Here is a 26,751-nt window from a genome sequence, read left to right on the forward strand (position 1 = left end):
ACATAAAGGAAGTGAATCTATGTCCATTTTTACACAGCTAGCAAAAAGCGTATATTCGCCTAAAGATATGGCGCTTTTCCGTTTTCAAAAAATCGGTAAAACCATTTTGTATATTATGCTTCTTTGCCTAATCACTACTATTCCAAGAACTTTCTTGTACGGTAGCGTTATTCAAGATGGTGTTAACATGGTAAATAAAGTAATCGAAAAAGATTTACCTGATTTTAAAATTGAAAATGGCGAGCTAACAGCTGATATTGATCAACCTATCGAAAAAGAAGATGGAAATGCCCTTTTCGTATTTGATCCAAATTCAACAGACTTAGAAAAATATCAAAATAAAACAGGTTTATTTGTTTTAAAAGATAAAGTAGTCTCCATGGGGAATGGTCAAACACAAACATACTCCTATAATGACTTATTAGGCGCATCTCTTGAGAAAAAAGATTTACAAGATTTCATTTCGTTATTTGACAGTATTTATCCAATCTTATTATTCGTTATTGGGTTCTTACTGTACTTGTTCCAATTATTTATTACCTTTGTAGGAGTTACATTGCTTGCCTTCATCGGTTCTGCGATGAGCGGTCAACGCAAATTATCTTATAAACAAGTTTGGACATTAACTGCTTACAGCTACACAATTCCAACAATCTTCTTTATGATTATGGATTTATGCAAAATAAACGTACCTGGCGCAACATTCATTTACATTGCAGTTGTTTTAATCGTTCTATACTTAACAATTAAAGAAGTTCCAAAGCCGAAAGAAAAACAAGAACTATAAAAAAATGCCTAAATAGGCATTTTTTTTTTGGACAAGCATATATTCCTAGCAAAGGAGTGAAGGATATGAAGAGATTAGGTGTACTCTTATTCGTGCTTGTCCTCGGTTATATATTTTATTACGACATAAAAATCGGTACTTTACCGATGTTAAGTTCATACAAAAAAACATCTGCTGCCCAAACGATAAAAAAAGAAAATACAGATACAAAACAAAATAAAGAGAAAGAAACAGAAAAAGAAAAAGAAACGGATACAGCTTATAAAGCAATCGAAGTAAAAACTGGCGATACAGTTCTTTCTATTACAGAAGCGATTAATAAGAAAAAAATTCCTTCTATTGAAAAAGTAATTAATGATTTTAAGCAATTAAATAAAAATACATCTGCTACAAAAATCCAAGTTGGAAAGTCTTATAAATTCCCCTTATATCAATAAGCAATCACTTAATCCTTGTCAATTACATAAAGGCGCTGATACAATAGTAAAAGTGAAACCGAGTACTTTGGTTTCTATAGCCCTTTCTCACACATACTATCATTGATGTAAGGGACTAAAATAAGAAACTTCTTTTATAAGGAGAGCGATCAATTCGTGAATGAAATGACTCAACGCACAAAAACACGTCCAGTTAAAGTCGGTAATTTAACAATTGGCGGTAACAATGAATTAATTATACAAAGTATGACGACAACAAAAACGCATGATGTTGAGGCTACAGTTGCTGAAATTAAACGTTTAGAAGAAGCTGGCTGTCAAGTTGTTCGTGTTGCTGTTCCAGACGAACGCGCAGCAAATGCTATTGCTGATATTAAAAAACAAATCAACATTCCACTTGTTGCTGATATTCATTTTGATTACCGCCTTGCTTTAAAAGCAATCGAAGGCGGCATTGATAAAGTACGTATCAATCCAGGTAACATTGGACGTCGCCATAAAGTAGAAGCTGTTGTAAATGCAGCGAAAGAGCGTGGCATTCCAATCCGTATCGGTGTAAATGCCGGCTCATTAGAACGTCATATTTTAGAAAAGTATGGATATCCAACTGCTGATGGTATGGTCGAGAGCGCACTGCACCATATTAAAATTTTAGAGGACTTAGATTTCCACGATATTATCGTATCAATGAAAGCCTCTGATGTTAACTTAGCAATTGAAGCATACGAAAAAGCTGCTCGCGCTTTTGATTATCCATTACATTTAGGTATTACAGAATCAGGAACATTGTTTGCTGGGACTGTAAAAAGCGCCGCCGGTCTTGGAGCAATTTTAAGTAAAGGCATCGGAAATACACTTCGTATCTCTTTAAGCGCTGATCCAGTTGAAGAAGTAAAAGTTGCACGTGAACTATTAAAATCATTCGGTCTTGCATCTAATGCCGCAACACTTATTTCTTGTCCAACTTGTGGTCGTATTGAAATCGACCTAATTAGCATTGCTAATGAAGTCGAAGAATACATCTCCACACTTAAAGTTCCAATTAAGGTTGCAGTACTCGGCTGTGCCGTAAACGGTCCTGGTGAAGCTCGTGAAGCTGACATCGGTATTGCCGGTGCACGCGGAGAAGGTTTATTATTCCGTAAAGGGCAAGTCGTTCGTAAAGTACCAGAAGAAACAATGGTAGAAGAACTGAAAAAAGAAATTGATGTAATCGCTGCTGAAATGGCTGCCGAACGAGAAAAAGAAAAACAAGAACAATAAAAAGAAGGTTGCCACAATTTTTGTGAGCAACCTTTTTTTACATTCAAATTAAAAACTCGTCAGTTATATAACTGACGAGCCCTCTCATTTTGCACATTTTGGGCAACGACCATATATTTCAAACTTATGCCCCGTTACCTCATAACCTTTAAAATCTTTATTCATAAAATCCATCGGGCAGGAATTAATCTCTTTTGTACCACCACAATCTAAACAAATGAAATGATGATGATGTTCCATAATGGAGCATGTAAAACGGAAATGCTTTTCACCATTTAATTCCGTTTGCTCTAAAACACCGACTTCAGCAAAAACCGTTAAGTTACGATAAATCGTATCAAAACTAAGTCCTGGATAATCACCCTTCATATGCTCTAAAACATCTTTCGCAGTTAAATAACGATTATGAGCTGCGAATAATCTCAGCATTTCTTCCCTTTTCCCTGTATGTTTGTATCCCTTTTCCTTCATTAGGCGTAAAGCTTCTGTTAGATTCATACCTATCCCTACTTTATGCAGTTTTTTTCTTTTTCCATAAAATTGCACCAATTAAAATAAGAACCGCTATCATAACAATTGTACCACCTGGAGCTAAATCAAGTTGATACGAAGCAAACATTCCACCAATTACTGCAATTTCACCAAATAAAATGGAAAAGAAAATTGTTTGTTTAAATCCTTTTGCAATACGAATACTTGCTGCAACTGGTAACGTCATTAAAGATGATACGAGAAGAACACCTACAACACGCATTGATACCGCAATTACAAGAGCAACTAATATAATGAAGATAAAGTGAATCCACTTTGCACTTAAACCGGTTGATACAGCGTATTCCTCATCAAATGATAGTAAAAACAACTCTTTGTATAATAAAACAATCGTCGCAATAACAACAATTGCTACTATACCAATAATAATTAAATCCGCACTTGTTACAGCACTTACACTACCAAATAAATAACTAAATAAATCCGTATTGAATCCATTAGCAAGTGAGATGAAGATAACTCCAATCCCCATCCCTGCTGAAAGTATAATCGGGATTGCTAACTCTTGATAATGTTTATATACAGTACGTAATTTTTCAATTAGCAATGCTCCACCGATTGAAAAAAACATCCCCATATATAAAGGGTTTAAAAACCCACCGGTAAAGATTGTCTTTTCAAGTAATAAACTCGCTGCAATTCCTGATAACGTCACATGACTTAATGCATCCGCAATAAGCGACATGCGGCGAATTACAACGAACACGCCGATAAGTGGTGCGACAAGCCCTATTAAAATACCAGCGTATAAGGAATTACGTAAAAAATCATATTGTAAAAAATCCTGTATCATTATATCCTCCCGTGATGCCCATGTTCATGTTCTAAGCGATGAACATGATGTCCATATAAAATCGACATTTCTGCATCTTCTAACTCTCGGAATTTCTCTACATTCCCATGGAAATGTAAATGCTGATTCAAACATGCAACATGCGTCACCTTCTCTGTTACAGCACCCATATCGTGCGTAACAAGAATTAACGTAATTCCCAATCTTTTGTTTAAATCCTCTAGTATCTCATAAAAACTTGCCACATTCTTCACATCAATCCCAACAGTAGGCTCGTCCAAAATAAGCAATTCCGGATCACTTACAAGTGCACGAGCAATAAATACACGCTGTTGTTGTCCACCAGAAAGTTCTCCAATGTTGCGACCTCGAAACTCGCTCATACCTACATCAGCAATCGCTTTTTCTACTTTCGCATTATCGTCTTTCGTAAAAAAGCGAAAAAGCCCTTTTTTCGAAACGAGCCCCATTGAAACAACCTCGAAAACAGTTGCCGGGAAACCTGAGTTAAAGCTACTTGCCTTTTGGGATACATAACCAACTTTATTCCACTCTTTAAATTTCTTACTATCAATACCAAACAATCTAATACTTCCTTGCTTTGGTTTTAAAACACCCAATAAGCATTTAAGTAAAGTCGATTTCCCTGAACCATTCGGTCCAACTAAACCTAAAAAAGCTCCCTTCGGAACTTGCAAATTAATATCTTCTAACACGTTGCGATCTTCATACCGAAACGTTAATCCTTCTATTTCCAATATATTATTCATAGCATCTCACCTATTTTAATTCAGAATGATTCCGATTTATCTCTATTTGAATTATAGTACAGCTTATTATAGTTGTAAACCAATCTGCCTAAAATATATTCTTTATTTCAAGAAACCTTATTATTATAACAAAAAGCAGAGAATAATTCTCTGCTTTCAAAAGATATTACAATTAACTTTTTAGTGAATTGCTGATTTAAACTTACCACCATTTGTCTCTTGTGTATTCATAATCGTAACAAATGCGTTTTCATCAATTTCATGCACAATTGATTTTAACTTCGTCACTTCCAGACGTGTTACAACTGCATAAATAACTTCTTTTTCTTTATCTGTATAGCCACCTTTAGCAACAAGTTTTGTTGTTCCACGACCAAGGCGGTGTAAAATCGCATTTGATACTTCCTCATATTGATCCGATACTATTAAAACTGCTTTCGTTTCGTCTAATCCTTGAATTACCGTATCAATTGTTTTGAATGCGATATAGTACGTCATAACAGAATACATCGCTTGTTCAACACCAAAAACAAATGCTGCCCATGCAAAAATGAATAAGTTCACAAACATTACGAATTCACCAACAGAAAACGGTAATTTCTTCGTTAATAGAATTCCCATAATCTCGGTCCCGTCTAACGATCCACCATGACGAATAACAAGTCCTACACCAATCCCTAAAATAAGACCGCCGAAAACTGTTGCTAAAATCGGCTCTGTTGTAAATGGCGGGATAGCATGCAACGTTGATTCAATAAATGCTAAAGCTACAATTCCAAATGCTGAAGATAACATGAATGTTTTTCCAATTTGCTTATACCCGGAGTACATAAAAGGAATGTTGAGGATAACAACTAAAGTAGAAAAGCTTAACCACCAAATATTAGGAGTAAGATAATCTAATATAAGAGAAATACCAATAATTCCACCATCAATAATTTTATTTGGCATTAAAAACAGTTCAATCGCTACCGCCGCACACGCTGCCCCAAAGACAATCATAACTAAACGATATACAAGATGAATAACACTTTCTTTTCGATGTTGCTTTTTTTCCATAAGTCCTCCTTATACTCTTTATCTATAGTTTTGTTCTTATATTATAACATAAGCTTCTTTTCCCCATTGAAAAAATGCACCTTGATACGAATATGTACAAGCTATGCTTACATATATTTCGATAGAAGAACGTGTGAAGGAGGACAACACGATGAACCTCATTAAACAAATTGTGAACAAAAAATTAAATCATATTTCTACAAAAGAACTATTGAAATATAGTAAAGAATACGAAGTTCCAATCACAACTGCACAAGCTGATAAAATCGTTTTACTTATGAAAGGGAAAAACATTAACATTTACGATAATACCGAGCGACTAGATTTGTTAAAACAAATCGCTAAAGTAACTACTCCTGCCACTGCCCAACAAGTAAATATTTTATTTCAGCAGCTATTAAAATAAGGAGGGGAAAATCCCCTCCTTATTGCTCTTTAATTTTTTCAAGAATTCCTTCATCAAAAGTACCATTTTTCAGCATTTCGATTTCTAATTTATATGGTGGCTTCTTATCTTTTTTATCTTCACCTACATACGGCGTTTCAAGAATTTTTGGTACGTGCGTAAGTTGTGGGTGATGCACAATTTGATGCAATGCCTTATAGCCAATATGACCAAAACCAATATTTTCATGACGGTCTTTTCCAGCTCCGCGTACATTTTTGCTATCGTTAATATGAAGTACTTGTAAACGATTTATCCCAACAATTTTATCAAATTCGTTTAACACACCGTCAAAATCATTTACAAGGTCATAACCTGCATCATGCGTATGACACGTATCAAAACATACAGATAGTTTTTCATTATATTTCACACCATCAATAATTTTCGCAATTTCTTCAAAGCTACGACCGCATTCCGTTCCCTTTCCTGCCATCGTTTCTAACGCAATGTTAACCGTCTGCTCTGGCGTTAATACTTCATTAAGCCCTTTAATAATTTGTTGAATACCAGCATCTGCTCCTGCACCAACGTGCGCACCTGGGTGAAGAACGATTTGTTTCGCTACACCTAATGCCGATGTTCTTTCAATTTCCATGCGAAGGAAGTCTACACCTAATTGGAATGTTTCTGGCTTCGTCGTATTCCCAAGATTAATAATGTATGGCGCATGTACGATAATTTCTTCAATACCGTTTAGTTCCATATGTTTTCTTCCTGCTTCTATGTTCAATTCTTCAATTGGTTTTCTTCGTGTATTTTGCGGTGCACCTGTATAAATCATAAACGTCGTTGCACCGTATGAAACAGCCTCTTCACTTGCTGCTAATAACATTTTCTTACCACTCATAGAAACATGAGATCCAATCTTTAACATACAATCACCTCTTCAATATACAATAGATATAATGATAGCATAATTTATAGAAATATGTAGCGAATTGTTTGTTCACACAAAAGGCACTACATAAATTAAACGGACTATTCAAACAATCTGAACTCTATACTTAAATTAACCCAATAAAGCGAAACTTTAGTCAACGTTTTTTCTACCCCTCACTAATTATTAGTCTACATTAATCGACTTTCTCTCAAGCAGTGAGATAAAAAAAAATAAGGGAAATCCCTTATCTTTTTTTATTGCTATATTTTTTCTTCACTTTGTCACGTTCTGTTGCAAGTTTTCGTTTATAGTTTGGTTTTACTTTTTTCGGCTTCTTAACAACTTTTGTTGCCATAACATCTAGTCCATCACTTGGTTTTTTACGGCTCTTACGACGACGACGGTCACCTAAATCCGCCCATTCATCTCCGCGTAAATCTACATGTTTAAACTCGATATGACGTTGTTTTTCCAAACTATCTAACGCTTCTTCATTTGCTGGATCATAAATCGTCACTGCAATACCTGAATGACCCGCACGTGCAGTTCTTCCAACACGGTGAACGAAGAAATCTAAATCTGGTGGAAGTTCATAGTTAATAACATGGCTAATTCCTTCAATATCAATACCGCGTGCCGCCAAATCTGTTGCGACAATGTATTGGAACTCTAAATCACGAACTTGTTTCATCATTTTTCTACGATCACGTGGTGATAAATCACCGTGTATACGCCCTACTTTTAATCCACGTTCTGCTAATCCATCGGCTACTTCGTCAGCCTTCTTCTTTGTGTTTGTAAAGACAATTGCTAAATATGGTTTAAATTGAAGTAGCATATTTTTCACTAATTCAGTTTTATTACGGTGTCTTGAAGGCACAAGGTAATGATCAATATTTCCTGCTGCAACTTGCTTCGGATTAATATGAATATGTTCTGGATTCTCCATATATTTCTTCAAAAATGGTTTTAATTTTTGAGGAATTGTTGCAGAGAAAACTAACATTTGCAGATTTTTAGGCATACGTGCCGCAATTTTATCTACATCTTGAATGAATCCCATATCAAGCATTAAGTCCGCTTCATCGACAATAATAGTATCCGCTTTATAGACAAATAGCGCCTTTTCTTCTACTAAATCTTTAATACGTCCTGGCGTTCCAACTACAATATGAGGTTGTTTTTTCAACTTTTCAATTGATCGTTGTTTATCAGTTCCACCAATTAAACAACGTGCTGTAATCATTTGATCTTCTGCACAGAACTTTGTTAGTTTCACAATTTCTTCGTAAATTTGTTGTGCTAACTCACGAGTAGGCGCTGTAATAACAAGTTGTACCTCTTCACGACTTGCATCAATTCTGTTTAATGTAGGAAGTAAGTATGCATGTGTTTTCCCAGAACCAGTTTGGGATTGTCCAATTATACTCACACCTTTTTTCACGACCGGGAAAATTTTCTTTTGAATTCCTGTTGGCTCTGTAAAGCGTAGTTCACGAACTGCATCTATTAAAAATGGTTTAAAATCATACTGTGTAAAAGTTTGTAGTGTCATAAGTTACACCTTCTTTCTAAAATTTCTACTGCGCACAAATCAGTCAAGTCTACATTATATCGAAATCTACAAGTAAAATCCATCTTTAGTTTAGGTTTTTATCTCAAAAACTAACCTTCTTTCCTTCCATTGCATATTGTATGTGTATATACCTAACTGAAGAAAGGAGGATTTCCCACATGTTTCCGAAATCCCCTATAAGACAAATGTATCCGAATCGAGGACAACAATCTTACACACCATATCCGATTCCACAACTACCACCGATGGCTCAAAAAAAGAAAGGTTTCCTTGCTAAACTCTTTAAAAAACACGATCCAACCCAACCTTTCATGCAAATGGTCCCTCCTTATCGACAAATGGAAGGGCCACCGATGATGCACCAACAACCGCCGCCCCAATATCAACAGCAACAGCCATACCAACAACAATATATACAACAATATCAGCCATACATGCAGCAATATCCAGAGCAGATGATACCACCTCAAATGTATGAATCAAATGATACACGTGGTGCTGCGTCAGCTACAACTGCAGCGGCATCTAGCAGCGGCATCGGTAGTTTTTTTTCAAATTTAATTTCGAACCCAACTAATATGATAAATAATATCGAAAAAGTATCTCAAGTCGTGCAATCTGTCGGTCCTGTTGTCGAACAGTACGGTCCCATTATGCGTAGTCTACCAAGCATTGTTAAAATCCTCACCTCTGGAAAAAGTACGGAAGAAAATCAAACTGAAGATGCAACAGAACAGGTTGAGGTAGCAACTCCACCTCCAAAAAGGAAACGAAAAAAAATAGTGCTTGAACCGGTAATAGAAAAAGTGATTCCGAAAGAACCCGTTCAACAATCAGCAACAAAACCAAAACTATATGTGTAACAATCCTTTGTTTTCTATCCACTCCTCCTTTATAATGTAATGGACTATGCACAAAAGTATCCCTTGTTTAGAAGGAGAGGATTACTCACATGAAGATTGTTAAAATTTCCCCTCGTGGTTATTGCTACGGTGTTGTTGACGCAATGGTTATTGCACGTAACGCCGCATTAGATAAATCATTACCGAGACCCATTTATATTTTAGGTATGATTGTTCACAATAAGCATGTCACAGATGCTTTCGAAGAGGATGGCATCATTACATTAGACGGTCCAAGTCGATTAGAAATTTTAGATAAAATCGATTCTGGTACTGTTATTTTCACTGCACACGGTGTTTCTCCAGAAGTTAAACAACGTGCAAAAGAAAAAGGTTTAACGACAATTGATGCAACTTGTCCAGATGTTACAAAAACACATGACCTTATCGAAGCAAAGAAAGCTGAAGGATACCATGTCATTTATATCGGCAAAAAAAATCATCCAGAACCAGAAGGCGCAGTTGGTATCGCACCTGATATCGTTCATCTTATCGAAAAAGCTGATGATTTAAAAACACTAGAAATTCCAACGGATAAAATTTTAGTTACGAATCAAACAACAATGAGTCAATGGGATGTTCAACATTTAATGGAGGACATTCAGAAAAAATTCCCAACAGCAGAATTCCACAAGGAAATTTGTTTAGCAACTCAAGTTCGCCAAGAAGCTGTCGCTAAACAAGCTGATGTTGCAGATTTAACAATTGTTGTCGGTGATCCGAAAAGTAACAACTCAAACCGTTTAGCACAAGTATCACAAGAAATCGCTGGTACGACAGCATACCGCGTTGCAGACGTAAGTGAAATCCAATTAGAATGGCTACAAGGTGTAGAAAACGTAGCTGTTACAGCAGGTGCTTCTACTCCAACGCCAATTACAAAAGAAGTTATTGCTTTCTTAGATCAATATGACCCAATGAATCCAGCTACATGGGACAGAATTCGAAAAGTACCACTTCAAAAGATACTACCTCGTGTAAAAGTGAAAAAAGAACAATAATAAAAACCGTTGCCTACATGAGCAACGGTTTTTATTTTTCTTATACAAATGTGAATGGATCTGTATGTAACTGCGAAGCGTGAATGTGTACATTGAATTTCTTCACATCTACTTTTTCTTGCAATTGTTTTTGTACACCTTGCTTCATTACTTTTTCAACGTTATGTCCTGGATCGACTATATTTAAACCAATCATCATCGCATCGTGAGCAACATGATAATACATATCACCTGTTACATATACATCTGCTCCTTTAAATTTCGCTTGGTTTATATATTTATTACCGTCACCACCAAGTACAGCTACTTTACGCACCTTATCATCTAACTTTCCAACAACTCTTGCACCCTTTACATGTAATGATTGTTTCACATGTAAAGCAAACTGCTCAAGCGTCATTTCTTCTTGTAAATACCCTATTTTACCAAGACCTAATGTTTCACCTTTATTATCAAGCGGATATACATCATATGCCACTTCTTCATATGGATGGGCTGCCAACATCGCTTTAATAACTTTTCTTTGTAATGAAGCTGGAATAATCGTTTCGACACGTATCTCTTCCACACGTTCTAACTGCCCAGTTTCTCCGATATAAGGATTTGTACCTTCTTGAGGGATAAACGTACCTACCCCTTCGCTACCGAACGTACAGTGGCTATAATTACCGATATGACCTGCATCCGCATCTCCAAGAGCTTTGCGCACTTCTTCTGCATGGGTTACTGGAACAAATACAACAATTTTTTTCATTTCTTCTGCATATGTAGGAGCTAATACTTCTGTATTTTGTAACCCTAACGCATCAGCAAGTAAGTCATTTACCCCGCCCTTAGCAATATCTACATTTGTATGCGCCGCATAAACCGCAATATCATTTTTAATACACGTTTCAATAATTCTTCCGTACGCCTTATCTGTATGAATCGCTTTTAATGGATTAAAGATTAAAGGGTGATGAGCTATAATGATATTTGCTCCTAATTGGATTGCCTCGTCCACAACTTCCTCAGTTACATCTAATGCGATTAATACGTGCTGCACAGGTTTATTAAGCGCTCCAATCTGTAAGCCAATCTTATCCCCTTCCATCGCTAAATGCTTCGGATACATACCTTCAAATAAAGAAATAATTTCATGGCCATTTGGAATTTTACTCATGATAAAACCTCTCCTATCATTTTCATTTTCGCTTCTACTTCTGCACGCTTCGCTTTCTTCTCTTCAGACTCTGCTGCACGCTCTAACTGTTTTAAAATATTTTGGAAGTTTTTCAATTCCCCTTCCCACTTTTCAACAAAAGCTTCACTTTTTTCTTTTATTAGAAATGGACCCATAAACAATTCAGTTTGTTTATTTTCAGAGTAAGGTACTGCTGTATCTCCTCGTTCTCCGACTAAAATCTCGTAAATCTTTCCGTCTTCTATTACAATTTTCTCACGGATAAGCTCCCATCCATTTTCAATAAACCATTCACGGATATGGTGTGCTGCAATATTCGGCTGTAGGATTAAACGTGTTACACCTTCTAATTTTTCTTTACCACTTTCTAAAATGTCACGAATTAACGCTCCACCCATACCAGCAATCGTAATAACATCTACTTCTCCTGGCACTATAACAGCTAATCCATTCCCTTTACGAACGTCTACTTTATCTTGTAAGCCACTTTCAGCTACAGTTGCTTGTGCAGAGCGAAACGGTCCATCTACAACCTCTCCTGCAACTGCTTTCGTAGCAATATTATTTATAATTGTATAACACGGTAAATACGCATGATCCGATCCAATATCAGCTACTGTAGAGCCTACCGGAATCTCCCTCACAACTTCTTCTAATCGTTTCGAAAGCTTTACTTCATTCATGTATTTCCATTACTCCTTCTCTTCTCAGTCTGTCTCCATGATAATGAATTTATAGTAGTTGTTGCAAGTCCATAACAACACTTCAATTCTCTATTACTAATCGTATTTTAGAAAGTATAGAAAAACAAGCCTTTTGCACAAAAGCAAAAGGCTTGTAATACGAAACTTTATTTTTTCTTCGATAACCAATCAGCTACTTTCGTTGCTTGATCAGCTGGAATTAAATTAGCTGGCATATTTCCTTTTCCTTTTGAAAGAACTTCTTTAATTTCATCTTTCGAAAGTTTCCCACCAATTTTTTGTAAATTAGGTCCCACTGCCCCTTGTAACTGATCACCGTGACAGCTCGTACAGCTTTGCTTTACAATATCCTCTGGCTTTGATGCTGTTTGTGCTGGTTTCCCACCATTTTTTGCATCAGCTAACTCTTTAGATTTATTTAGCCCCTGAAATGAAAATACAAACATAACGATAATACCTAATGCTGCAATAAGAGCGAACGGAATCAACGGATTACGTTTCATATCTCTTCTCCCCCCTCTATACCGCTAAATAGTTAGATGATTCAGTTATTTATATTGTACTTGAAAACGCCCTATCAGAAAAGAGCAAACTACTACTTGTTAAAAATATTCCGTAAATTCATTTTATTGATTTTCACTATTATATCGCATATTATTTCGATAATTACTAACGTTTCTCATCATATTTTTTACTTTTCTACATATTATTTTGTATATAATAAACAAAATAAATCGAAAAATCGAAAAATGAGCATTTGCAAATCAAAAGACAATTCTGTAAAATAAATTACAAGAAATTGTAATCGTTGCCGATAGCTAAATTTTAACAAAAATTAACAAAACAAAAAAGTTTACTTCACAAAAGTGAAGTAAACTTAAAGGTAGCCTATTCTAAGAAATCCTTAAGACGCTTACTACGGCTTGGATGTCTTAATTTGCGAAGTGCTTTCGCTTCAATTTGACGAATACGTTCTCTCGTTACGCCGAATACTTTCCCAACTTCTTCAAGCGTACGAGTTCGTCCATCATCTAAACCAAAACGAAGACGCAGAACATTTTCTTCACGATCTGTTAGTGTATCTAACACATCTTCTAATTGTTCTTTTAGCAATTCATACGCTGCATGGTCCGCAGGCGATGTTGCTTCTTGGTCTTCGATAAAGTCACCTAAATGGGAGTCGTCTTCTTCACCAATTGGTGTTTCAAGAGAAACTGGCTCCTGTGCAATCTTTAAGATTTCGCGTACTTTTTCTGGAGCAAGATCCATTTCTTCACCAATCTCTTCAGGAGATGGTTCGCGTCCTAAATCTTGTAATAATTGACGTTGTACACGGATTAACTTATTAATTGTTTCAACCATATGAACTGGAATACGAATTGTTCGCGCTTGGTCTGCAATCGCACGTGTAATAGCTTGGCGAATCCACCAAGTTGCATACGTACTAAATTTAAAACCTTTACGGTAGTCGAACTTTTCAACTGCCTTAATTAGACCCATATTTCCTTCTTGGATTAAGTCTAAGAAAAGCATACCACGGCCCACGTAGCGCTTTGCAATACTTACTACAAGACGTAAGTTTGCTTCCGCAAGACGGCGTTTTGCTTCTTCATCGCCTTCTTCAATACGTGTCGCAAGTCGAATTTCTTCTTCAGCAGATAGTAAGTCTACACGACCAATTTCCTTTAAGTACATACGAACAGGGTCATTGATTTTCACACCTGGCGGCACACTTAAATCATTAAGGTCAAATTCTTCTTCCGTTTTTGTAATTTGACGATTATTAGGACCTTCGTCGTTGTCATTGTCACCAACTAAGTCAATCCCTTGTTCACCTAAATATTCATAGTATTCATCCATTTGATCGGATTCAATTTCAAATCCATTCATGCGTTCTGCAATCTCTTCATATGTAAGAACGCCACGTTTTTTTCCGAGCTCAGTGAGTTGTTCTTTCACTTGCTCAAGGGTCATTTCAGTTTCAATTTGTTTAGAACGAGCTGGTTTATCAGCCATCTGTTCCCCTCCTTACGCGAGATACAAACATTCATTATACTAAAACTTTATCGAAAAAGCTATTTTCTTGCTTTTTGACTTTGTAAATATGCCACATAATATTTAGCAGCCTCTACAGGATCTGTTTTTTCCATTTGTTTTACTTTAAAGATAATTTCCATCTTTTCAAGTTTTTCTTTATGGCGTCTTAGCGCCTCCAAATGACCTTGTAACGCTTCTTCTGTGTACTCTGGATTAATAAATTCATCCGTCGAAATATCAGTAATAATATTTTTCAACTTTTCATCAGAGAGCCAACTTAAAAATGTTCCGACTGAAGGTTCATTTCCCTTTTCATAATATGCGTATAGTTCATATAAAATCCCTTTATGTTCTTCTGTATAAAAATCTTCTATATGAGGTTCCATACGCACTGTCACTTCTGCACTTTGCAACATATGGTAAATAATTTCTCTTTCTGCCCTTTCAAAACCTGTTAATTTCGGTTTCGTTTGAACAATTTGAGATGGCTTAGAAACCTGCTTTATTTGTTTTTGCTGTACCTTTTGTTCTTTGCGATATTGGTGCAATTGATTCAAAAGTGTTTCCATTGAATACGAAAATTCTTGCGATAATGATTTTAAATATGATTCCGCCTGCATCGCATCCTGTAGCAATGATAACTCTTTTAAAACACTTTTTACATATTCTTCTTTGCCAGACTCATCTTGCAAATTTTTCCCTAAACGCAAATAATTTATTTTGAAACCAACAAAACTTATACTTGATTTCACAAGATTTTCAAAAGCGGTTGTCCCATATTGTTGCACATATTCATCAGGGTCAAGCTTATCTGGCAAGGATGTAACTTTTACTTGGCAACCAACTTGCAATAGTAATTGCCCTGCTTTCATCGTCGCTTCTCGCCCTGCTTTATCACCATCATAGCAAAGAACAACAGTTTCAACGTTACGTCGCAGAAGTTTCGCTTGTTCTTCAGTTAAAGCTGTTCCCATTGTCGCAACAGCTTCTTCCACACCACTTTTCACCGCGGCTAGTACATCGGCATAACCTTCAAAAAGGACAACCTGCCCACGTTTTCTAATAAACGGCCTTGCTTGGTGGAAATTATACAACAGCTTACTTTTGTAAAAAATCGGTGTTTCAGGACTATTCAAATATTTCGGAGTGTCATCTCCTAATGCCCTTCCACTAAACGCTATCACCTTACCTTGTAAAGTATAAATCGGAAACATAACTCTTCCGCGGAAGCGGTCATAATGACTGCCATCCTTCTCACTTCTTACAAGAAGGCCAGCCTGTTCCATACTAGATAGCGACAAACCTCTTTTTTGTAAAATTTTCGTCGCTGCATCCCAAGCTTGTGATGCATAACCAATTTCAAATTTCTCAATCATCTCTTTTGTAATACCACGTTTTAATAAATATGAAAGTGCTTCATTTCCTTCTTCTGTATTTACTAATAAATGATGATAATACTTTTTCAAAAGTTCATGAGCCTGTTGCATGATGACAGTGTCATCAGATATGTCTTCTTGTTGTTGTTGTTGTCCTTGCCCTGATGTATATTCTGCAACTGCAATTCCATTTCTTTCGCCAAGCTTTTGAACAGCCTCTGTGAAAGCAAGTCCTTCCATTTTCATAAGAAAAGAAAATACATTTCCACCTTCTCCACATCCGAAACAATGAAAAATTTGCTTATCAGATGAAACAGAGAATGAAGGAGAATTCTCACCATGAAATGGACAAAGGCCGAAATAGTTACGCCCCTGCTTTCTAAGTTGAACATACTCACCAATCACTTCTACAATATCGGATGATGTCCGAATCTGTTCAACAACTTCTTCAGGAATTCTGTTCCCCATAACTCCATCTCCGTGTCGTATTTTGTATTCGATATAAATTAAAAGATTCCTTTATAATTCGACAATATTTTTCTAAATTTGTTAGAAAGTACTGTCGATCACATTGTGTAAACGATTTTGGACCTTTCGTATAAGTCCCCAGTCTGCGTAAATTCGCAGATACATACTACTATATAAAATTGTATACATTTGCTCATCTGTTACAAATGTATCTCCTGGAGACAATACATATACTCCTTTTTCACAAGAAGACTAGCAAGAAGCACTATAGCCTGTATGATCATGAGATCTGTAGCTTTTGCATGTTAATAAATATAACAGTCAACTTCATCTTGCTCAGAATCTACATAGACCCAATTACCTTGCTGTTTTCTTGAACGATGAGCATAGGATACGACAAACAAAATTTCGACATAAAATTTTGTTCCAACTTGCACAATTGCATTCTTCACGGGATACGCATCTGCATCAAATAATATCTTATCTGATGTTTTGCATATTTCTGTATTCTACATCCCTTCTGTGAATCCTTCCATAATGTGCGTTTTCTTGTCTAGATTTTGTCGATTTAACGTAAATACATGTCTTTTTCGAAAATCCTATCCCTAGTTTATTCTGAAAAATTAAAGTCTAAACGTAAAATATAGGTTTTTATCACAATTTTTTATTATAATATATTTTCTTCAACTACGCTACATATCCCTTTAATTTTCATCTTACACTTAAAGATAACGAAATCGTTCCTTTAGCATAATTAAAAAACAGAAGAATATAAGTATAACCATTCCGCTATATTCTATTACTAAGCCGAAAGTTCATGCTCTACTTCGCATCTTCCTCTAACGCCTTCTCACGAGCGAAAAAAGCACATTCACCTTTGGTAAATGTGCTAAAACATTTTTTGGTTTTGCACTGCATTCACAATAATATTTGCTGTTTCTTCAATTGCCTTATTTGATACATCAATCACTTGACAATTTATTTTACTAATTACTTCCTCAAAATGATCAATTTCTTCTTGAATACGATTAATATTTGCATATGTTGCTCCATCACTTAATCCAAGTGATTTCAATCGTTCTTTTCGAATATGATTTAACTTATCTGGTATAATTTTCAAACCGAAACATTTCTCTTTTGCCACTTGATATAATTCCTCAGGCGGATCCACTTCCGGTACAAGTGGTACATTAGCAACTTTCAAACGTTTGTTATGCGCTAAATATTGTGAAAGTGGTGTTTTTGATGTACGTGAAATTCCAATCAACACGATATCAGCTTTTAAAATACCACGTGCATCTCTACCATCATCATACTTAACTGCAAATTCAATCGCTTCAATTTTTTTAAAGTACTCTTCATCTAATCTTCGAACGACACCTGGCTCATACCTTGGTACTTGCCCTGTAATTTCTTCAATTTGATCGATAAGAGGTCCGATAATATCGTATGCCTCTACTCCTTCTTTTGCCGCTTCTGTCAATAAATATTGACGCATATCAGGCTTTACTAACGTAAAACAAATAAGCGCTTGATTGCTCTTGGCAATCGAGATTACTTCTTTTAATGTCCCTGTATCTTCTACATACGGTACACGCCTAATATCAGGAGCGAATGGGAACTGTCCCATTGCCGCTCTAACAACCAAATCAGCCGTTTCTCCTACAGAGTCAGATACGACATATACGATTTTATTATCCATTACATTACCTCACTTTAAACAAATTACACTTATTCGTTATTTACTAAATTTACAAACGCACGTGTAATATTTGTTTTTGTAATTCGTCCAATCACTTCTAAACCTTGTTTCGTATCCTTCACAACCGGCATCGCATCAATCTGTCTTTCTATTAATTCCATCGCAATATCATATAAAGAATCCTCCCTGCGACACATCGCAATGTTTGGCATCCTTGTCATGATAATATTAACCGGAAGAGAGGTTAAATCCTGCTTTCCTAAGCTAGCTCGTAATAAATCTTTACGAGATACAACGCCAACTAATAAAGTAGCTTGATCTACAACAAATAATGTACCAACGTCCTCTAGAAACATAGTACAGATTGCATCGTATACTGATACATTTTTATCAATTACAGCCGGTCTAGATTGATAATCTTGCACTTTAATTTTCTTAACAGCTTCAGATAATAGCTGTCCCCCGGTTTTACCCGTATAAAAATAACCTACACGTGGACGCGCTTCTAAATAACCAGCCATCGTTAAAATTGCTAAGTCTGGTCTTAGCGTTGCACGTGTTAAACCCAATTGCCCAGCAATTGACTCCCCTGTAATAGGACCGTGATCTTTTACAATCTGAATGATATGCTCTTGCCGTTTATTCAGCTCTATGATAATCACCACCTTATAATGCACAACGAAAAAAGTTATACTATCTCTTAAATATTATATACTAAATATGCTATTCGAAAAAGAAAGTATGTAAAAAGGACCGTATACGGCCCTTTTTATATTTGAAACTTATCAAGTTGCTCCAAGAAACGCCTTGTTTTCAAATAAATCCCACAATATTCGTCATAATATGTATTCAATACTGTGCGCATTTGTTTTTTTGTACTATCCTTCACCGATACATTACCGAGCCGGTGTAAATCAAAGTGAAAAAAGAGACGTAATAATTTATGAACAGCCTCTCCCACCGGAATACGATACGGATCTTGCTCCGCATGACGCGAGCACAGAAAACCGCCTTCCCGGACAGAGAAGGCGACAAAATCTGTTTCTTGATGACAAATAGCACATGTATCAAAGTACGGGCGCATCCCTAATACCGGAAGCATTTTCGTTTGATAAATTAATGATAATACTTCTGGATCAACACCCTCACACATATAATGCAACGTTTGATATAACATTTCAAATAAATACGGATTATGCTTCTTATCTTCTGTTGCTTTATCGGTTAATTCAATAATAAATGATGCATAAGCAGTTAAAAATATATCCTCACGAATTTCTTTCATAGATGAAATAATCTCGCCTTGTTGCAAAGTTCCAAGTCCAGATCCCATTTGAATAAGAAAATGACCATGTGTCATAAGTTGCGAAATAGCTGCTAACCGACTCTTCGGCTTTTTCGCCCCTCTTGCCATTGCACTTACCTTACCAAATTCCCGTGAGTATATTGTAACAATCTTATTTGTTTCTCCGTAATCTGTCGTACGGATAACAATGCCCTCAACTTTTTGAAACATGTTCGTCACCATCCAAGGTTTGAACAAAACGGGTCAAGAAATTGGAGAGTCTAGATGCGCTAACTCCTCTTCATGTTGATCCATCTCATCGTTTACGTCTTTTTCCATTTCTTTCAAAAGCAAATACGTTTCAATGCTTCCTGTTTTGGAGAAAAACTTCCAGGTAAAATCTAGCATAAGAATCCACCTTTCTCAATAAGCGTAGCCTATAAACCAATTTCTTTTGTTGTTATTAAGTTGACCCATTTTGTTCATTTTCATGTGAGAAAAATTTTTCCTAATTTATCAAGGTTCATAAAAACCAATAATCAGCGGATGAACAAAACATCCACTGATCACAACTTTACTTCATATTAATACTCGTCTTCACGGAAACCAAGGTCACGAAGCTGTGACATCTTATTACGCCAATCTTTTTGCACTTTCACCCACACTTCTAAAAATACTTTAGAACCAAGAAGTGCTTCAATGTCAAAACGAGCTCTCTTACCGACTTCTTTTAACATCTTCCCTTGCTTACCTATAATAATTCCTTTTTGTGATGCACGTTCAACAACAATCGTTGCGTTTATATAAACCGCTCCGCCCTCACGCTTTTGAATTGCATCAATAACAACCGCTACAGAATGCGGTACTTCTTCACGTGTTAAATGTAATACTTTTTCACGAATAAGCTCTGAAATAATAAATCGCTCTGGATGATCCGTTACTTGATTATCCGGGTAATATTGCGGTCCTTCTGGTAAATACTTTTTAATTGCTCCGATTAACGCTTCAACGTTATTACCGTCCAATGCAGAAATTGGCACAATCTCCGCGAACTCATATAATTTACGATATTGATCAATCAACTCCAGCAATTGCTCTGGATGAAGTTGGTCAATTTTATTAATTACCAAAAATACCGGTTGTTTCGTTTCTTGTAATTTCTCAATAATAAATTCCTCACCACGACCATATCCTTCAGTTGCATTGACCATAAACAAAACAATATCAACTTCTTTTAATGTCGTTTGAGCCATCTTCACCATGAAATCGCCTAGTTTATGTTTAGGTTTATGTATTCCTGGTGTATCAATGAAAACTACTTGTGAATCATTTTCTGTATATACACCTTGAATTTTATTACGAGTTGTTTGTGGCTTATCGCTCATAATGGCAATTTTTTGGCCAATAATACGATTTAAAAATGTAGATTTCCCAACATTCGGTCTGCCAATAATAGAGACAAAACCTGATTTATAACCTTTTCTATTCATGTAAATCCTCCGCTAAAAATGCTCCTGGTAACAATTCTCCGACTGTTGTCTCTTGAACATCACCATGTAAGTTTGATAGGTATACTTTCGTATCCTGTTTACATAATTCTATCATAACTTGTCGACATGCTCCACAAGGAGGTACTGGACGCTTTGTATCCGCTACGACTGCAATAGCTACAAACTCGTTATCCCCTTCAGAAATTGCCTTAAATAACGCTGTTCTTTCTGCACAGTTACATAAACCATATGATGCATTTTCAACATTACATCCACGATATATTTTTCCATCCTGAGTTAGTAAAGCTGCACCTACTTGAAATTTAGAATATGGTACGTACGCTCGTTTACGCGCTTCGGTTGCTTCTTGAATTAATTGTTCGCTATTCATATTCCCGCATCCTTTCCGTTCATAGATGTGAATAGATAAACTCTTTCATTAAAGGCCTTCACGGCGCTCCCAAAGCTTAATAAAAGCTTCGGAATGCAACTATACCATATACGGTAAAAAGATAATAGCACCAATTACAGCAGCTATAATTGCAAATAATAAAACTGCCCCTGCTGCAACATCCTTTGCAATTTTTGCAACCGGATGAATATCGACGGTTGCTAAGTCTACTGTTTTTTCAATAGCCGTATTCACCATCTCTAAACTCATTACAATCCCTATCACAATAAGTACGACAATCCATTCCATTGTTGTAATATGGAAATAAAAGCCGCAGCATATAACGATGACTGCGGCTAAATAATGAATTTTCATATTTCGTTCATGACGAAGACAAAAGTATATACCAGCTATAGCATATCCAAAACTATCTAAAAGTTTTCCTGTTTTCATCGTCCTAATCCAAAGGCCTCTAAAATTTCTTTTTGTCTTCCAAACATTTCTTTCTCATCTTCTTCTGTCATATGATCATAACCAAGCAAATGCAAAAAGCCATGTAGTGCTAAAAACCCAAGTTCTCGATCAAAAGAATGTCCATATTCTTCAGCTTGTTCTTTTGCTCTTGGAATAGAAATAATAAGATCTCCTAACATACGCGGCATCTCTGCACCGACAATTTCCATTTCGCCTTCTCCCATTTCTTCCATAGCAAAAGAAATAACGTCCGTAGGCTGATCCTTATCTCGGTAATCACGGTTTATTTCACGAATACGTTCATTATCTACAAATGTAACCGATAATTCTGCGCCTTCTTCTATGTTCTCCATTTGGGCTGCTTTCTCTACTAAACCTCGAATCAAACTTATATATTCGTCTTTCACTTCTTCTGTTTCATCAATAAAATCAATTAATAAACTCATTCTTTCTCCTTTTCTTCCGGCGGTTCCGGATATGTAATACGGGAATGGAAAATACCATTTAACGTTTCACATAACGTTTTTCCAACGATTTGTAGTTCCTTAAATGTCAAATCACATTCACTAAATTGACCATCTTGCAGGCGATCTTTAATAATACTTTGCACTAAATTATTAATCTGATCTGGTGTTGGATGGTTCATCGAACGTACCGCCGCTTCCACACTATCAGCAATACCAACGATCGCCGACTCTTTAGAAGTTGCTTTTGATCCTGGATAGCGGAACATTTCCTCCGTATATTTCTCTTTATCTTCTTTAATCGCATTATAATAAAAATATTTAAGTAACGTTGTACCATGATGCTGTCCAGCAATATCGATAATTTCTTGAGGTATATGGTGTTCTTCTAACATTCTCACCCCATCGGTTACATGAGCAATTATAATATCTTTGCTCGTTACAGGGTCTAATCTATCATGCGGGTTTTCAATACCCATTTGGTTTTCAATAAAAAACTGTGGTTGTACCGTTTTCCCTACATCATGATAATAAGCCCCTACACGCGCTAATACTCCATTTGCTCCAACTGCTTCACAAGCAGCTTCTGAGAGATTAGCTACCATTACACTATGGTGATATGTACCTGGTGCTTCTAATAAAATTTTACGCAAAAGCGGGTGATTCGGACTTGAAAGTTCCATCAATTTCATACTCGATACAATCCCAAGACCACTTTCTAAATACGGTAAAATCCCCATAGCTAGAACAGAAGAGATAATACCCGAAACAGCAGCCATTAATAATTGCACCCCAATTTCAAGAGGCGAAAAATTCCCGTTACGTAATAATAGCAAAGCCGCTAATACGACTACATTTAATACAGAAACGAGTATACCAGCTTGTAAAATCATCGTACGACGATTTTTTTCTCTCAAGAAAATACTAACTGATAATGAACTTAATAAAACATAAATCCCCACACTATAATTCAGTGTACTCGTTACACCTTCATTAAACATAATACTTCCGCATACAGAAAAGATCATACTCGTTAAAAATACAAATCGATCACCAATCATTAATTTTACAAGTATTGTTCCCATTGCAACTGGAACAACATACGCGATTCCTGCATACTCAAGCTTTTGAAACAAACTAATGATTTTCATTAAAACAATCGTGATAGACAAAATTGTAATATACGCTAAGACATACGGCCTATCTTCTCTTTTCCGCTGTAAAAACACTTCAAACTGCTTATGCATAAAGTACAATAGCACACCAATGAGTACCGCTAACCCAACATAGGGTTGAAAACTGTTCCCTTTTTCTAACAGGCCAACTAATTTCAACTGATTGTACATATCACTTGAAATCGTTTCACCTTCTCTAACAAGGACTTGCCCTTGAAGAATATAAACAGGTGGAACTAAATCTTCTTCCGCTTTTCTCTTCTCTTTTGTTAAGGTCGGATCATAAAAATAGTTTGCAGAAATCGCATATTTCCCTAACGCCTTAATAGATTCCTTTAAACCATTATCAACATTAACACTATTCATCTCACTTACATATCGTTCCTTCGCATCCTTCAATTCATCCATTTTAACATGCTCAGTCATGATACTATTAATAGCTGTAACTGTTGCATCTTTCGCTAATACTAATTGGTTCGAATCCGCATTAATTAAGTTTAGTAAGTTTGAATCAGATAATTCTTTCGTTAAATCAGTAGGCAATTTTTTTTTCAACTTGTCCACTTTTTCAGCATCAGTAATCTTTTTTTGCTCATCCGGTCCAACCGCTTTAATCTCTTGTATCACTTCATCTACTTTAGCAAAGACGTCATTCACAATATCCACTTTATTTTGTTTATACTCACTTTTATATGTATATTGATCTTCAACTTTTGTAGCGGCTTCTTTTTTCTTTTTGTCCGTTGTAACTTTATCTTCAATTTTAATAGGAGAATGGATTGTTTTTTTCGCAATAGAATATGTTGTAACATCTAATTGCTCTGGTTTTACATTATTCATAAGTGCAAAAAACAGCACTGCCCCTAATAAAACGTAAGAAATCCAACTTAGTTTTTTCGAATGTTGTAAATTACGAAACCACTTAGAAATTTCTTGAGATCTTGACATGATTTCAATACCTTCTCCTCTCCAGAAATAAAGTGAAACTATTTATAGCTTTCATTTCTTCTAGGTAACGATACTTTTTGGACAACATTTTTATCCACTCTCACCTATAGTTTATTTCCCTCGTCTTTAATGATAGTAAAAAATATGTCATTCGCCAACCTTATCATACAAAAAGAAATGATCCTGACAAATAGGATCATTCCATTTTATCATATGCCTCAATAATACGTTGCACTAACGGGTGTCTCACAACGTCCGTTTGTTCCAATGTAATGAACGAAAGACCTGATACACCAGATAAAATATTAGCAGCAATAGAAAGACCTGACTTTACCCCTTTTGGCAAGTCTACCTGTGAGGGATCCCCCGTAATAACCATTTTAGAACTAAAACCTAATCGTGTTAAAAACATTTTTATTTGAACACCAGTTGTATTTTGCGCCTCATCTAATATAACAAATGAATCATCAAGAGTACGCCCTCTCATATAAGCAAGAGGTGCAATTTCAATTACACCACGTTCCATCATACGTTGTGTATATTCTTGTCCAAGAATATCATGTAACGCATCATATAGTGGACGTAAATACGGATCTACTTTTTCTTTCAAATCACCTGGTAAAAACCCTAAGCTCTCTCCAGCTTCTACAGCAGGTCTTGTTAAAATAATTTTCTTTACATACCCTTGCTTTAAAGCTCTCACAGCCATTACTACGGCTAAGTATGTTTTTCCTGTCCCAGCAGGTCCTATCCCAAACACAATATCATTCTTTTTCATTGCATGAATATATCGTCTTTGCCCCATCGTTTTCACACGAATGGATTTACCTTTTGCCGTTTTAAAAATTTCCTCTTCATATAATTCTTCGAATTGAGCAATTTTCCCTTGTTGCCCAAGCTGAATCGCATACGCAACATCTCTTTCCGAAATTGATACACCTTTACGGATAACAACAAGTAACTGTTGTAAGATTTTTTCTACGAGCACCACAGTTTCATCTGCCCCAGATACACGAACAGATTCTCCTCTAGTCACAATCGATACACTAAGTTCTCGTTCAATTACTTTTAAATGAGCATCATTTACCCCAAAAAGAGCGATTGCTTCGTTGGGGTTTTCCAATTGTTGGTTCATTTCTACTAATTGTTCTGCCATTACTCAGTCTCCTTGAATATCGGATTCAGATATTGGTTGTGGCTCTGCAATATTTTCAATCACTGTATAATGTAATGTGACCTTTAGGTGATCCGCCTCAACCTCTTTACTCAAAATGTTATCACTTACAATCATAGCATGTTCATCCAATTTTTTCTTCAGTTCTTTTTCTGCCATCTCTTTCGCTACTTTCATTGCTTGTTTTTCGGTATATTCTCGGTTCGCTTCTTCCTCTTCTCGTACAATATCTTTCTCGTATGCAATTGGTAATGTAAATCCAAATAATTTCACATCATGTTTTACACTTTCAGTACGAGAGCGCTTATACTTATCCTGTAGAAATCCCCATATTTTTATTTTAGTACTCCCAAATTCAAGGAAATATTCATTGTATGAATTACCAGTATACACTTGAAATTGTGTCTTTAACGGAACATCCACCTCAGATTTATACCACGTTTCTCCATATACAATCCCTTTAGCCGAAACAACTGTCGGATTCTCCTCATTACCATACATCCCGGATACGAGAAGTTGCCCCTTTTCTACATGGTCATTTTTCATGACAACCGGCTTCCCAACTTCCACAAATGTTTTTGTAATAATCCCTTCTTTTTTTGCTACTAAGTTTTGTGGCTGTTGTTCACTTTCTTTTTTCGGCTCATTTTTTTCAACAATCTTAAAATGATATGTTGTCCCTCTTATTTCTAATCCCGCCCAAGTAATCGCATTAATATTGTCTGTCAAATGACGTTGAACATCTTCTACACTCGGCATTTGAAATTGTAATTTACCTTTTTTTATACCCATTTTGTCCAATTCTTTCATCAATATATATTCTGTTTCAGGTTTTGCTCCTGTAATTTCAATTTTCCACACCATATTTGACAATGCGATCATTCCGAAAAAAAATATTAAAAACCCAATTAAAAATCCACTATTTTTAATTACACGCTTATTCCAAAAAGGAAAACCGTAACGTCCAATAAAATATAATTTACATTCATTTTTTCTATAAATTGGTTTTATCTTTTTCACATCTCGTAATAACATACAAAAAACTAACGTTTCATCAGCTATCTTCTTTACATCCCAAACGAGTAATTTCTTCCGCACACACTCGTTAACAAAGCGTTCCGCTCCTCTACCTTCAATTCGCACCTTTACATACCCAAGCCATTTTATAAACCATTTATTTTTCATCGACTATCTCCACTACCTTTCTAAAAGTAGATACACTACTTTTCAATTCGATTATCAAACTAGCTCGTACTAAAATTTTAATTAGCAGATTCCTTGATCCTCACTAATTATTAACCTTCACGAGCCAGTTTTTTACGTGGAACTCAATTCCCACCTATCCTCTTTGTACGAACCGAATATTGAGGCCAGAACGTTACCGCCTGTTAATACAAGGTAACGAAGAAAAA

General features: G+C 35.9%; 30 protein-coding genes. 6 read left to right on the forward strand and 24 right to left on the reverse strand.

The window, feature by feature from the left end:
• Window positions 1-19 precede the first annotated feature (19 nt).
• From yqgB to ispG, 3 genes are all read left to right on the forward strand, one after another.
• A complete protein-coding gene (gene yqgB, locus ABH960_RS12420) occupies window positions 20-787 on the forward strand; it encodes a protein YqgB (protein WP_002184951.1) in 768 nt (255 codons plus the stop codon).
• A gap of 65 nt (window positions 788-852) precedes the next feature.
• Window positions 853-1,224 carry a hypothetical protein gene (locus ABH960_RS12425; RefSeq protein ID WP_404445462.1) on the forward strand — a complete coding sequence of 124 codons (372 nt, stop codon included), beginning with the start codon at window positions 853-855 and terminating at the stop codon, window positions 1,222-1,224.
• 165 nt (window positions 1,225-1,389) lie between these two features.
• Complete coding sequence (gene ispG / locus ABH960_RS12430) at window positions 1,390-2,487, forward strand: flavodoxin-dependent (E)-4-hydroxy-3-methylbut-2-enyl-diphosphate synthase (RefSeq protein WP_012261716.1); 1,098 nt, start codon at window positions 1,390-1,392, stop codon at window positions 2,485-2,487.
• Window positions 2,488-2,571: 84 nt separating this feature from the next.
• Here the strand turns inward: ispG and ABH960_RS12435 are convergent, their stop codons facing one another.
• From ABH960_RS12435 to ABH960_RS12450, 4 genes are all read right to left on the reverse strand, one after another.
• Entirely contained in the window at window positions 2,572-2,985 is a 414-nt protein-coding gene (locus ABH960_RS12435) for a Fur family transcriptional regulator (RefSeq protein ID WP_002015164.1), read from the reverse strand.
• A gap of 13 nt (window positions 2,986-2,998) precedes the next feature.
• Window positions 2,999-3,832 (reverse strand): metal ABC transporter permease, encoded by an 834-nt coding sequence (locus tag ABH960_RS12440; RefSeq protein WP_002015165.1) that lies wholly within the window; start codon window positions 3,830-3,832, stop codon window positions 2,999-3,001.
• On the reverse strand, window positions 3,832-4,602 hold the full coding sequence (locus ABH960_RS12445; protein ID WP_002015167.1) for a metal ABC transporter ATP-binding protein: 771 nt from the start codon (window positions 4,600-4,602) through the stop codon (window positions 3,832-3,834). Before ABH960_RS12445 ends, ABH960_RS12440 begins: the two co-directional genes overlap by 1 nt.
• A gap of 180 nt (window positions 4,603-4,782) precedes the next feature.
• Complete coding sequence (locus ABH960_RS12450) at window positions 4,783-5,661, reverse strand: YitT family protein (protein ID WP_002015168.1); 879 nt, start codon at window positions 5,659-5,661, stop codon at window positions 4,783-4,785.
• 151 nt (window positions 5,662-5,812) lie between these two features.
• On the opposite strand from ABH960_RS12450, the gene ABH960_RS12455 reads away from it, so the two are divergent.
• Complete coding sequence (locus ABH960_RS12455; protein ID WP_002088657.1) at window positions 5,813-6,067, forward strand: DUF2624 domain-containing protein; 255 nt, start codon at window positions 5,813-5,815, stop codon at window positions 6,065-6,067.
• A 19-nt stretch (window positions 6,068-6,086) separates the two neighbouring features.
• Here the strand turns inward: ABH960_RS12455 and ABH960_RS12460 are convergent, their stop codons facing one another.
• Window positions 6,087-6,983, reverse strand: coding sequence for a deoxyribonuclease IV (locus ABH960_RS12460; RefSeq protein WP_002129124.1), 897 nt, complete (start codon window positions 6,981-6,983; stop codon window positions 6,087-6,089).
• A 250-nt stretch (window positions 6,984-7,233) separates the two neighbouring features.
• On the reverse strand, window positions 7,234-8,544 hold the full coding sequence (locus ABH960_RS12465; RefSeq protein ID WP_002015172.1) for a DEAD/DEAH box helicase: 1,311 nt from the start codon (window positions 8,542-8,544) through the stop codon (window positions 7,234-7,236).
• Between the two features lie 179 nt (window positions 8,545-8,723).
• Between ABH960_RS12465 and vrrA the strand changes: the two genes are divergently transcribed.
• The gene (gene vrrA, locus ABH960_RS12470) at window positions 8,724-9,428 is read left to right on the forward strand and encodes a VrrA/YqfQ family protein (RefSeq protein WP_404445469.1); all 705 of its coding nucleotides are present in this window, start codon (window positions 8,724-8,726) and stop codon (window positions 9,426-9,428) included.
• 89 nt (window positions 9,429-9,517) lie between these two features.
• Window positions 9,518-10,468 carry a 4-hydroxy-3-methylbut-2-enyl diphosphate reductase gene (locus ABH960_RS12475; RefSeq protein ID WP_002015175.1) on the forward strand — a complete coding sequence of 317 codons (951 nt, stop codon included), beginning with the start codon at window positions 9,518-9,520 and terminating at the stop codon, window positions 10,466-10,468.
• 40 nt (window positions 10,469-10,508) lie between these two features.
• Here the strand turns inward: ABH960_RS12475 and ABH960_RS12480 are convergent, their stop codons facing one another.
• From ABH960_RS12480 to yqfD, 18 genes are all read right to left on the reverse strand, one after another.
• On the reverse strand, window positions 10,509-11,630 hold the full coding sequence (locus tag ABH960_RS12480) for a Nif3-like dinuclear metal center hexameric protein (RefSeq protein ID WP_002129128.1): 1,122 nt from the start codon (window positions 11,628-11,630) through the stop codon (window positions 10,509-10,511).
• Window positions 11,627-12,334 (reverse strand): tRNA (adenine(22)-N(1))-methyltransferase, encoded by a 708-nt coding sequence (locus ABH960_RS12485; RefSeq protein ID WP_002015177.1) that lies wholly within the window; start codon window positions 12,332-12,334, stop codon window positions 11,627-11,629. Before ABH960_RS12485 ends, ABH960_RS12480 begins: the two co-directional genes overlap by 4 nt.
• Window positions 12,335-12,501: 167 nt before the next feature.
• Window positions 12,502-12,858 carry a cytochrome c550 gene (gene cccA, locus ABH960_RS12490; protein ID WP_002015178.1) on the reverse strand — a complete coding sequence of 119 codons (357 nt, stop codon included), beginning with the start codon at window positions 12,856-12,858 and terminating at the stop codon, window positions 12,502-12,504.
• Between the two features lie 385 nt (window positions 12,859-13,243).
• Complete coding sequence (gene rpoD, locus ABH960_RS12495; RefSeq protein WP_000764062.1) at window positions 13,244-14,371, reverse strand: RNA polymerase sigma factor RpoD; 1,128 nt, start codon at window positions 14,369-14,371, stop codon at window positions 13,244-13,246.
• A 59-nt stretch (window positions 14,372-14,430) separates the two neighbouring features.
• Complete coding sequence (gene dnaG, locus ABH960_RS12500; protein ID WP_404445475.1) at window positions 14,431-16,236, reverse strand: DNA primase; 1,806 nt, start codon at window positions 16,234-16,236, stop codon at window positions 14,431-14,433.
• A gap of 81 nt (window positions 16,237-16,317) precedes the next feature.
• Complete coding sequence (locus tag ABH960_RS12505) at window positions 16,318-16,461, reverse strand: hypothetical protein (RefSeq protein ID WP_162836445.1); 144 nt, start codon at window positions 16,459-16,461, stop codon at window positions 16,318-16,320.
• Window positions 16,462-16,541: 80 nt separating this feature from the next.
• Window positions 16,542-16,673: a PIN domain-containing protein gene (locus ABH960_RS12510; RefSeq protein WP_265176825.1), complete on the reverse strand. Its 132-nt coding sequence runs from the start codon at window positions 16,671-16,673 to the stop codon at window positions 16,542-16,544.
• Window positions 16,674-17,125: 452 nt separating this feature from the next.
• A complete protein-coding gene (locus ABH960_RS12515) occupies window positions 17,126-17,938 on the reverse strand; it encodes a pyruvate, water dikinase regulatory protein (protein ID WP_002015180.1) in 813 nt (270 codons plus the stop codon).
• Window positions 17,939-17,967: 29 nt separating this feature from the next.
• Window positions 17,968-18,600, reverse strand: coding sequence for a transcriptional regulator CcpN (gene ccpN / locus ABH960_RS12520; RefSeq protein WP_002015181.1), 633 nt, complete (start codon window positions 18,598-18,600; stop codon window positions 17,968-17,970).
• Between the two features lie 107 nt (window positions 18,601-18,707).
• Window positions 18,708-19,454: a DNA repair protein RecO gene (recO, locus tag ABH960_RS12525; protein WP_002129136.1), complete on the reverse strand. Its 747-nt coding sequence runs from the start codon at window positions 19,452-19,454 to the stop codon at window positions 18,708-18,710.
• 33 nt (window positions 19,455-19,487) lie between these two features.
• Entirely contained in the window at window positions 19,488-19,631 is a 144-nt protein-coding gene (locus ABH960_RS12530) for a YqzL family protein (protein ID WP_000883924.1), read from the reverse strand.
• Window positions 19,632-19,807: 176 nt separating this feature from the next.
• The gene (gene era, locus ABH960_RS12535; protein WP_002088672.1) at window positions 19,808-20,713 is read right to left on the reverse strand and encodes a GTPase Era; all 906 of its coding nucleotides are present in this window, start codon (window positions 20,711-20,713) and stop codon (window positions 19,808-19,810) included.
• The gene (locus ABH960_RS12540) at window positions 20,706-21,104 is read right to left on the reverse strand and encodes a cytidine deaminase (RefSeq protein WP_113935594.1); all 399 of its coding nucleotides are present in this window, start codon (window positions 21,102-21,104) and stop codon (window positions 20,706-20,708) included. The genes era and ABH960_RS12540 overlap by 8 nt, the downstream gene beginning before the upstream one ends.
• Window positions 21,105-21,203: 99 nt before the next feature.
• Complete coding sequence (locus ABH960_RS12545; RefSeq protein ID WP_002143170.1) at window positions 21,204-21,557, reverse strand: diacylglycerol kinase family protein; 354 nt, start codon at window positions 21,555-21,557, stop codon at window positions 21,204-21,206.
• Window positions 21,554-22,024, reverse strand: a complete 471-nt coding sequence (gene ybeY, locus ABH960_RS12550; RefSeq protein ID WP_002088675.1) for an rRNA maturation RNase YbeY — start codon at window positions 22,022-22,024, stop codon at window positions 21,554-21,556. Before ybeY ends, ABH960_RS12545 begins: the two co-directional genes overlap by 4 nt.
• Window positions 22,021-24,165 carry an HD family phosphohydrolase gene (locus tag ABH960_RS12555; RefSeq protein ID WP_002015188.1) on the reverse strand — a complete coding sequence of 715 codons (2,145 nt, stop codon included), beginning with the start codon at window positions 24,163-24,165 and terminating at the stop codon, window positions 22,021-22,023. Before ABH960_RS12555 ends, ybeY begins: the two co-directional genes overlap by 4 nt.
• Before the next feature lie 196 nt (window positions 24,166-24,361).
• The gene (locus ABH960_RS12560; RefSeq protein WP_002015189.1) at window positions 24,362-25,321 is read right to left on the reverse strand and encodes a PhoH family protein; all 960 of its coding nucleotides are present in this window, start codon (window positions 25,319-25,321) and stop codon (window positions 24,362-24,364) included.
• 3 nt (window positions 25,322-25,324) lie between these two features.
• Window positions 25,325-26,524, reverse strand: a complete 1,200-nt coding sequence (gene yqfD, locus ABH960_RS12565; protein WP_404445485.1) for a sporulation protein YqfD — start codon at window positions 26,522-26,524, stop codon at window positions 25,325-25,327.
• Window positions 26,525-26,751 lie beyond the last annotated feature (227 nt).

This window comes from Bacillus sp. RC252 (assembly GCF_044909215.1).
Classification (GTDB): domain Bacteria; phylum Bacillota; class Bacilli; order Bacillales; family Bacillaceae_G; genus Bacillus_A; species Bacillus_A mycoides.

Bases quoted from the DNA above. Each gene is read 5' to 3' on its own strand.
- yqgB (WP_002184951.1), top strand. From the start codon at position 20: ATGTCCATTTTTACACAGCTAGCAAAAAGCGTATATTCGCCTAAAGAT.
- ABH960_RS12425 (WP_404445462.1), top strand. From the start codon at position 853: ATGAAGAGATTAGGTGTACTCTTATTCGTGCTTGTCCTCGGTTATATA.
- ispG (WP_012261716.1), top strand. From the start codon at position 1,390: ATGACTCAACGCACAAAAACACGTCCAGTTAAAGTCGGTAATTTAACA.
- ABH960_RS12435 (WP_002015164.1), bottom strand. From the start codon at position 2,985: ATGAATCTAACAGAAGCTTTACGCCTAATGAAGGAAAAGGGATACAAA.
- ABH960_RS12440 (WP_002015165.1), bottom strand. From the start codon at position 3,832: ATGATACAGGATTTTTTACAATATGATTTTTTACGTAATTCCTTATAC.
- ABH960_RS12445 (WP_002015167.1), bottom strand. From the start codon at position 4,602: ATGAATAATATATTGGAAATAGAAGGATTAACGTTTCGGTATGAAGAT.
- ABH960_RS12450 (WP_002015168.1), bottom strand. From the start codon at position 5,661: ATGGAAAAAAAGCAACATCGAAAAGAAAGTGTTATTCATCTTGTATAT.
- ABH960_RS12455 (WP_002088657.1), top strand. From the start codon at position 5,813: ATGAACCTCATTAAACAAATTGTGAACAAAAAATTAAATCATATTTCT.
- ABH960_RS12460 (WP_002129124.1), bottom strand. From the start codon at position 6,983: ATGTTAAAGATTGGATCTCATGTTTCTATGAGTGGTAAGAAAATGTTA.
- ABH960_RS12465 (WP_002015172.1), bottom strand. From the start codon at position 8,544: ATGACACTACAAACTTTTACACAGTATGATTTTAAACCATTTTTAATA.
- vrrA (WP_404445469.1), top strand. From the start codon at position 8,724: ATGTTTCCGAAATCCCCTATAAGACAAATGTATCCGAATCGAGGACAA.
- ABH960_RS12475 (WP_002015175.1), top strand. From the start codon at position 9,518: ATGAAGATTGTTAAAATTTCCCCTCGTGGTTATTGCTACGGTGTTGTT.
- ABH960_RS12480 (WP_002129128.1), bottom strand. From the start codon at position 11,630: ATGAGTAAAATTCCAAATGGCCATGAAATTATTTCTTTATTTGAAGGT.
- ABH960_RS12485 (WP_002015177.1), bottom strand. From the start codon at position 12,334: ATGAATGAAGTAAAGCTTTCGAAACGATTAGAAGAAGTTGTGAGGGAG.
- cccA (WP_002015178.1), bottom strand. From the start codon at position 12,858: ATGAAACGTAATCCGTTGATTCCGTTCGCTCTTATTGCAGCATTAGGT.
- rpoD (WP_000764062.1), bottom strand. From the start codon at position 14,371: ATGGCTGATAAACCAGCTCGTTCTAAACAAATTGAAACTGAAATGACC.
- dnaG (WP_404445475.1), bottom strand. From the start codon at position 16,236: ATGGGGAACAGAATTCCTGAAGAAGTTGTTGAACAGATTCGGACATCA.
- ABH960_RS12515 (WP_002015180.1), bottom strand. From the start codon at position 17,938: ATGGATAATAAAATCGTATATGTCGTATCTGACTCTGTAGGAGAAACG.
- recO (WP_002129136.1), bottom strand. From the start codon at position 19,454: ATGTTTCAAAAAGTTGAGGGCATTGTTATCCGTACGACAGATTACGGA.
- ABH960_RS12530 (WP_000883924.1), bottom strand. From the start codon at position 19,631: ATGCTAGATTTTACCTGGAAGTTTTTCTCCAAAACAGGAAGCATTGAA.
- era (WP_002088672.1), bottom strand. From the start codon at position 20,713: ATGAATAGAAAAGGTTATAAATCAGGTTTTGTCTCTATTATTGGCAGA.
- ABH960_RS12540 (WP_113935594.1), bottom strand. From the start codon at position 21,104: ATGAATAGCGAACAATTAATTCAAGAAGCAACCGAAGCGCGTAAACGA.
- ABH960_RS12545 (WP_002143170.1), bottom strand. From the start codon at position 21,557: ATGAAAACAGGAAAACTTTTAGATAGTTTTGGATATGCTATAGCTGGT.
- ybeY (WP_002088675.1), bottom strand. From the start codon at position 22,024: ATGAGTTTATTAATTGATTTTATTGATGAAACAGAAGAAGTGAAAGAC.
- ABH960_RS12555 (WP_002015188.1), bottom strand. From the start codon at position 24,165: ATGTCAAGATCTCAAGAAATTTCTAAGTGGTTTCGTAATTTACAACAT.
- ABH960_RS12560 (WP_002015189.1), bottom strand. From the start codon at position 25,321: ATGGCAGAACAATTAGTAGAAATGAACCAACAATTGGAAAACCCCAAC.
- yqfD (WP_404445485.1), bottom strand. From the start codon at position 26,524: ATGAAAAATAAATGGTTTATAAAATGGCTTGGGTATGTAAAGGTGCGA.